General features: G+C 38.0%; 4 protein-coding genes. 3 read left to right on the top strand and 1 reads right to left on the bottom strand.

The genetic code is table 11. The annotated features are described in order from the left end of the window. Positions 1–212: 212 nt before the first annotated feature. The 3 genes from H6F47_RS26420 (at position 213) to H6F47_RS26410 (ending at position 5,249) form a co-directional block, all read left to right on the top strand. Positions 213–881: a COP23 domain-containing protein gene (locus H6F47_RS26420; protein WP_190651713.1), complete on the top strand. Its 669-nt coding sequence runs from the start codon at positions 213–215 to the stop codon at positions 879–881. 384 nt (positions 882–1,265) lie between these two features. After that, the gene (locus H6F47_RS26415) at positions 1,266–4,127 is read left to right on the top strand and encodes a CHAT domain-containing tetratricopeptide repeat protein (protein ID WP_190651710.1); all 2,862 of its coding nucleotides are present in this window, start codon (positions 1,266–1,268) and stop codon (positions 4,125–4,127) included. 66 nt (positions 4,128–4,193) lie between these two features. Next, a complete protein-coding gene (locus tag H6F47_RS26410; RefSeq protein ID WP_190651708.1) occupies positions 4,194–5,249 on the top strand; it encodes a serine/threonine-protein kinase in 1,056 nt (351 codons plus the stop codon). A gap of 60 nt (positions 5,250–5,309) precedes the next feature. Here the strand turns inward: H6F47_RS26410 and H6F47_RS26405 are convergent, their stop codons facing one another. Further along, positions 5,310–5,996: a CHAT domain-containing protein gene (locus H6F47_RS26405; RefSeq protein WP_347239114.1), complete on the bottom strand. Its 687-nt coding sequence runs from the start codon at positions 5,994–5,996 to the stop codon at positions 5,310–5,312. Positions 5,997–6,195 lie beyond the last annotated feature (199 nt).

The following is a 6,195-nucleotide window of genomic DNA, read 5'->3' as shown; positions in this document are numbered from 1 at the left end:
TCAAACATGGGCTGTGTGTGGCTTTCGAGTTATCGTTGTGGAAGACTATAACTCTACTACATCAGCCCTCTTTTTATACTCTTTTTTTGGCTAAGGTATTGGTCAATGCTAATACTTTTATAGCTAGTGGCGGAGATTCAGTTATGCTTTTTACAAAACAGCGTACAAGTTATTAGGTTTTTGGTTTTTATTATCCTTCAGGCACAAGTTAGATGATTACTAAATTTATGAATCCTCAACTACAACCGAAAAATACTCAACGTCTATTGCCATTTTTTCTTAGTTTTATAGTTGCCCTTACAACTGCTTGCACAAAGCAGAACCAAGAGCAAAAAGCTGATGCTTCAGATCAAAATGAAGCTCAGGTGAAGTTTTTCTGTGGTACGAGTATATACGAAAATGGTAGCTCTCTACCTGCAACAATTGTGGACAACTCTAAACAAGGTAAACCTTTAACCGTTATCTATTGGAATCCAAGTAATAATTATTTTGGTAAGGAATGGTCTCCTCAAAAGAGATGCACAGAAGTGTCTAAACGTTTTCAAACTATTTATGAACGCAATAAATTGAAGTATATGACGGCTGACATTGCTTCCTGGATTTCTGATCGTGAAGTTCGGGTTGTGTGTAGTGTTAAAGAGCAAGGAGCAAGGTGTGAAGAGGATGATCTTCTATTTACTCTTGAGACAAAAGACGATCCCAATGAAGTGTTAAAAAATATGGTAGCATTTCGCGAAGAACCACTCAATAATAAACCTTTACTGAGAGGAGAAAAAGCCCCTACTTCTTTTCAGGAAGGAAAGCGAGTCTATTACGATTTAGAGAAGGAATTGCAAGAATCATTATCAAAACAAAAAGCAACTCCAAAACCAGCATTTTGATAACTGTGTTCATGAATGTTTAACTAAAAAATCATCCCTGTTTGCCCCAAAAACTATTATTTCTTGTTGAGAACATCCATGTTTAAATTGATTCAGAAAACTATTAGCGTTATCACAACCACTGCTTTTATTGTAACTACGAGTTATGTAGCTTTAGCTCAACAGCAAAATACAGATAACACATCATCTCAAGCAACACCCAAGCAAGTCATTTCCGTAGATTCTCCAGAGTATACCGATACTATTAACAGAATACAAAAACTTTTAACTTATCTTCCTAGCACTCTTGACTTAATACCTACTGTTGGGTCAAATAACTACAATTCTACTGCCAGCCTAGATACTGCTAAAAAGAATCTGCTAGAAGGAGAAAAAACTCTAGAAATGCTGACAAATCTGGAATTTTCACAGGGAGAATCATTAGTTATTACTGAAAAATACCAAAATACCCCTGTCTTTGACTACAGCCCATACAGCCCAGACAGCAAATGTATTCCAGCCTCTAAAAATGTAGAAAATAAAGCCGCGATATCTTGTAAAGAGTTAGTTTATGCAACTTTGTGTAAATTAGCTTCAGATGCTGGTGAACAGAATAAAACAATTAGTTACTGCGAACAATACTTTAAAGAATTTGATCAAAACCTTTCCAGCTATTCAAAAAATAACAAAAATTTAAGTTTTGCGGTCTCCATAAGATGTTCGTTTGTGTACGATATTAAGTTTATAGATAAAAGCGGTACGTTAAAATATTGTTCTGATAGTATTAAATATTCTTTTACACTAAAGAGCGATTTTGATCCTCCGAGTATGAAGTTCAGTTATATTTTAGCTAATGATTATTTAATTGGAGCTAGTTTGGTAATCAATAGTATATACAGAGAACAAGGTAAATATAATGAAGCTATCAATTTTTTGCAGGAGCAATTACAGAGTATTCAAATAAATGAATTAACTAAAATTGTAGAGCCTATAAGACAATCTTCAGAAATACCTGCTGCTGTAGAAGTTAGGTTAGCTCTTTTAGAGCTTTTGGGCGATACCTACATGGAAATGGGACTTTTTGATAAAGCAATTGAAGCTTACCAAAGCAACAAAAATGAAGGATTAGAAGAGCGAGACTTTGGTTTTGGTAAAGATAGCGTATACAGCACGGAATATACGATTGGTGAAGATAGCGAGACATTTGTAAGACTACTAACTAAGCTAGGATATGCTTTATTGCGTAAAGGTAATTTTGCAGAATCGGAAAAAGAATTACTAGCTGCCTTAAAACAGCTAGACAGCGGTGCTGGCTTAGATATAAATAAAAATGATGCTGAAAAAGTTGCTGTTCAAGATCGTAATAGTTCAGTTTATTCGACACTCCAAAAACTATACATTGAGCAACGTAAGTATTCACAATCTTTAGAATTTGCAGAAAGAGCGCGTTCTTTTGTATTCAAAGAGCAGGTATCAAGGTTTTCTCGTGAGGAAACGCAAAAAAAATTCCAGCCATTTAGCTTTGCTCAAATTCAAGCAGAGGCAAAAGCTCAAAATTCTACTTTTGTCATATATTCAAAGTTTGAACCTCCTGTTGCCATATTAAATAAGTCTAAACAAGTCAGAGAAGAACTTTTCTTTTGGGTAGTTAAACCCAATGGAGAAATACACTTTAATAACGTTGATGTTGCTTCTACATCACTTCATTTAACTTCACAAGCATTTGACAATCAACCTCCAAATAATCAGTTTTGGTTGGGGATAATTACTACTATTATTCTTAGTGGTTTATGTTTTGCCCTTTTCAAATCACAAAAGCAACTGAAACGAAAATATATTACCGTAAGTGTTGTTACTGTTTTGCTGCCGTTGGCTTTAGTTGGTTGTCGGCAGGCTAGTTTAGAAGCTCAGAAACAAAATAATAGCTCTACTGTTTTAGAGTTAGTACGTGGTACTTATACATCTTTAATTAAATCTGATAGTCCTATTAACAATAGTAGTTGCACCTCTCAAAAAGCTTGTCTGGAGCAGTTATACCAAACTCTGATTCAGCCTATCGAACAATACCTTCCAGACAACCCAGAGGCACACGTTATCTTTTTCCCATATAGAGAGTTGTATACAATTCCTTTTGCTGCTCTCAGGGCAAAAGATGGTAAGTATTTAATAGAAAAGAATACAATTCACATTGCGCCTTCAATTGAAGCATTGAATCTTTTAAAAGTTAGAGCCGAGAAAAATCCTTTCTTACCATCTGGGAATTTGGTAGTAGGCAATCCTGTAATGCCAAAAGTAACCTTGAATGGTTTATTATCTGAATCCATAACCCCAGAATCTTTACCAGCTACGGTAACGGAAGCACAAGCAATTGCTAATTTCTTCAATACTTCACCCCTGATTGGGGAACAAGCTACTGAATCAACTGTATTAAAGCAACTTAGCGAGGCTAAGTATATTCATCTTGCTACTCATGGTTACCTCGATGTTATCACTAAGAATAGCTTTAATCCTACTTCTGTATTAACTTTGACTCCTTCTAGAGACAATGATGGGCTATTGACAACCGGAGAACTTTATCAAGTTCCCTTAGCTGGTGAGTTAGCAGTGCTTAGTGCTTGTAATACTGGTGCTGGAGAAATTACTTCTGAGGGAGTCCTGGGATTAGCTCGTCCTTTTTTAATTGCAGGAATTCCTAGCGTCGTCGCTTCTCTGTGGTCAGTTCCTGATGCTCCTACAAAAGATTTGATGATTCAGTTTTACGAAAATCTCAAGACTAATCCTGATAAGGCAAGGGCTTTGCGACAAGCAATGATTGTCACCATGAAAGAACATCCTGACCCAGTTTCATGGGCTGGATTTTCACTCATTGGTCTTGCACAACAGCCACCAGCAACTTTAGCTCCCTCCCAAAAAACGCAAATAGTCGGACAGGTGTTATGTTCCGGGATAATTGCTGATTCTCTCAGTAGCGGGAGACCTATGAAAAAAGCAACCTTGGAATCAACCGCTCAGGGCTTTAACCTACGTATTATAGAGTTAGGAGCAGAACATTTATTAGAGCTTGACAATAACCTTGTTGTGCAATCTGCCAGTACAGATGGTGGTTATTGGAATTTAGTTGCCTATAACGATTCTAAAGAGCCAGTTAAAATTAACCAAGATGGTTCTTTTAGTATTGGGATGATGGTGTCTACACGTAGTGTTTGTAATTTTAGCGGTAAATTAGAATTTCTAGGGAATGCAAAGAGCAAATTATTTAGTAACTAATGCAGTGCTTGATTTGCGTGGGAGTAATATGATTTTCATCGGCAATACCCAGAAGGATGAGTGCTGATGATTGGAACTGTTCTCAAAGGCCGATACAGCATAATTAAGCAAATCGGTAGTGGTGGCTTCGGCGAAACCTACATTGCTGAGGATAATGATATTCCCAGCACACCCAAACCTAAATGTGTCGTCAAACGGCTCAAACCCCAAGTTGTCAACTCAGAGGTTATCCGCCTGTTTGAACAAGAAGCTAAGGTGTTGTTGGATTTGGGGAATAATCACGATCGCATACCGAAGCTTCATGCTTATTTCGAGCTAGGTGGTCAATTCTTCCTAGTACAAGACTTGATTGAGGGTCAAGACCTCAGCCATGAACTACTGCCCGGTAGACCTTGGCAAGAAGCCGATGTGATCACACTTCTCATCGAGATTCTCTCCCTCATCTCTCACATCCATCAACACCAACCCCCGACTATCCACCGTGACATCAAGCCAGAGAATATCATTCGTCGAGCTTCTGATGGCAAACTGATTTTAATTGATTTTGGGGCTGTCAAACAAATCACAACTTTACAAATTAACGCTCACGGACAAACAATTCCTACCGTCTCTATTGGGACTCCTGGCTATATGCCCAACGAACAGGCTTCTGGTAGACCCCGTCTTGCCAGCGATGTTTATGCGGTGGGTATGATTGCTCTTCAAGCACTGACTGGTATTTTTCCCCATCAATTCCCCGAAGACCCCGATACAGGAGAAATTTTCTGGCAAAGCTTTGTTAATATCAGTCCAGATTTTGCTGCTATTCTGAATAAAATGGTGCGCTACCAGGTTTCAGAACGCTATTCCTCTGCGGTTGAAGCACTGCAAGCACTTTCTTCTCTCAACCAGACAACTCAGCATCTTCCACAACAGGTTACAACTCAGCAAAATAAAACCCTACATCTTTCACAACAGATTACACCTAAGCAAAAGACCTTACCTTTAAGAATAATTACTGTTGTAGTAGCTGTGATTACTATGAGTGTTGTTGTCTGTGCTGGTCTATTTTTTCGAGGTTCTGTTTTGGATAACCCCACAGGCGAAGAACACACACCTCCCAAACAAGAACCTGCATATTAAACAGCCTCTGAAAATAGGTGAAATTTCTCCCTATATCATATACTCAACAATTTGAGAAATCTATAACCAATTGCCAATTAAAACTAAAGGCGACCAATAGGCTGGGTGAGTTAATTGTCTTCCGTCTACCATCTTCCCGGCAATTAATTCTTTTTGAGCAGATTGCAAAGCCTCTCCTTTACTGATACGAGGATTATTTAACAATTGACTATAGAAACTAACAACAATTTCGGCTGTCGAATTATCTTGAACTGCCCACAGGGAAGCTAAGGCACTTTTTGCCCCTGCTTGGATGGCAACACCCCCTAATCCCAGTGTGGAACGCTCATCTCCTGTGGCTGTTTTGCAAGCAGTTAAGGCTAACAGTTCTAATAATTTACTGTTGCGGGTAACGCTACGAATCTGTTTTTCTAGTTCGTTAAAAGACAGCTTTTCGTGTTTACCTGTGGCTGCATTTTTACCTGTAATAATAAAAGTATCTTCTGGTTCAAACCCAAATTCGCCATGTGTAGCGATATGAATAATCGAGTATGCTTGTTTATCGAGTTCTGCTTTCAGGCGATCGCTTGTAAAATCATCATTGAGTAATTTCTTACCTGGTATCTTGGCAATCACTTGATTGATTTCGTTTTCCACATTAGCTAGTGAGTCCCATATCCTACTATCAACATTAGCTTCTTCGTTTAACCCCAATGCCAGTATCCGTAAGTTTTGATGATTTACAGGTTGTATATCCGCAAGTTCGATGCTGGGAATTGTGGCATACTATAAAGCTAACAAATAAATTGCATTTACATTAACTTTTCTAAAACAGTGCAAAAAATAGTCAAAAACCTTATCCAAATCAATACCTTAGCCAAAAAAAGAGTATAAAAAGAGGGCTGATGTAGTAGAGTTATAGTCTTCCACAACGATAACTCGAAAGCCACACACAGCCCATGTTTGA

It is taken from the genome of Sphaerospermopsis sp. FACHB-1094, assembly GCF_014696195.1.
Taxonomy (GTDB): domain Bacteria; phylum Cyanobacteriota; class Cyanobacteriia; order Cyanobacteriales; family Nostocaceae; genus Sphaerospermopsis; species Sphaerospermopsis kisseleviana.
Note: the sequence above shows the minus strand (reverse complement) of the source record. Positions and strands in the feature narration are given on the sequence as shown.